This is a genomic window from Collinsella aerofaciens (assembly GCF_028209625.1).
GTDB classification, from domain to species: domain Bacteria; phylum Actinomycetota; class Coriobacteriia; order Coriobacteriales; family Coriobacteriaceae; genus Collinsella; species Collinsella aerofaciens_AM.
This window is the reverse complement of sequence record NZ_JAQLDU010000045.1, coordinates 1-1440: the sequence shown is the minus strand read 5'-3', so window position 1 is coordinate 1440 and position 1440 is coordinate 1. Positions and strand designations below refer to the sequence as shown.

At 67.6% G+C, this 1440-nt stretch carries 1 protein-coding gene; it reads right to left on the bottom strand.

The genetic code is table 11. The features are described 5' to 3' along the window. Positions 1–115: 115 nt before the first annotated feature. Positions 116–1273: an IS110 family RNA-guided transposase gene (locus tag PMW70_RS09690; protein ID WP_225093533.1), complete on the bottom strand. Its 1158-nt coding sequence runs from the start codon at positions 1271–1273 to the stop codon at positions 116–118. Positions 1274–1440 lie beyond the last annotated feature (167 nt).

The following is a 1440-nucleotide window of genomic DNA, read 5'->3' as shown; positions in this document are numbered from 1 at the left end:
GGGGGGTGTTCCTATAGTTTTGTCAACTGGGCAATGCTGTTTTCGAGATTGAATCGCGACATGCTAACGCCAGGCCTTTCGGCCGATGGGCTCCAATCTGTTCGGAGCGCTTCGACTAGGCGGCGTAGGGCACCCTGTCCCGCATGATCGCGTAGATGACCTTCAGCCTCTTTCGTGCCAGCGCCTTGAGCGCCTTGCCGTGCGGCATGCCCCGCTCTCGGCACCTAGCGTAGTAATCGCCCCATCTTCCCTCTGTCCGGGTAAGGCAGTTGCACGAGAATATGAGCAGGTTCTTCAGCCTCTTGTTGCCTTGGCGCGATGCCGTCACCGAGGAGATCGAGGTCCCCGACTGGCGGTTGCGCGGCGCCAGGCCGCAGTACGACGCGAGCCTGTCGTGGCTTGGGAAGTCTTCGATATCTATGGAGATCGCGAGCTCGGAAGCGGTTTTGGGGCCGATCCCCGGCACCGTCAGGAGGCATCGGTAGGTATCGTCGCCCTCGAGGAGGGCGGATATCTCCGCCGTGATCACATCGATCTCCGCCGAGTTCTCGGAGATCCTGCGCGCGAGCAGCCTCACCGCCCGGTCCTCGGCGGCGATGGCCGCCGCGTCCGGCCTTGTCGAGGAGGCCGTCGAGCGGACGAGGGCCTCGATCTTGCCGCGCGCCGCCCCGCGCGTGAGCGCCGCCGCCCTGCGGGGCCCGGCGTCGGCCACCGACCAGGCCCCGCCGAGGGATGCCATGAGCCTCAGCTGGGGACCGTCGGACAGGTCGACCAACGCCTCGAAGGCGGGGCACGATTCCAGCAGGATGCTGCGCAGCCGGTTCTTGCTCCTGGTGTTTTCGCAGGTCAGGAAGTTTCTCTGGGCGGCCAGCGCCCTCGCCGCCGCGACCGTCGGGCCCGGATCCCCGACCGGCAGGAGTGCGTCGGGGATGCCCAGCGCCGTCTTCGCGATGACCATTGCGTCCCGCTCGTCGGTCTTGGCGTCGCCGGCGAAGAGCCTGGCGGCCCCGTGTGCCGCGAGTCCCGGCAGGTACGCCGCCGACATCCCGGCCGCCTTGGCGCGGGCGAGCGCGAGGGCGCCTATGTTGCGCGACTGGTCGACGACCACGAGCGCGTCGGGGAAGCGGCCGAACAGCGAGTCCAGATCGCCCTCCCTGTTCGCGACGGGGGCGCTCAGCAGTATCTCGCCGTCCCGGGTCGCGACGCATGCCCAATGGGACAATTTCCCGACATCGAGCCCGATGACGGCTTCCGGCATTCTAGGTGGTGCCACGGTGTTATCCTCCAATCGGTAGGCCGATCGGAACCCCTCCCTGCGACACCCACATTACCTGGCCGTGGCGCTTGCACCCGGCAGTTTCCTATCAGTCGTCCGGAGCGGCGAGCGCCCCCGGTGGCAACACCCCCCGGGCCCTCTACGGGGCAGGGGCAGACGGCCAT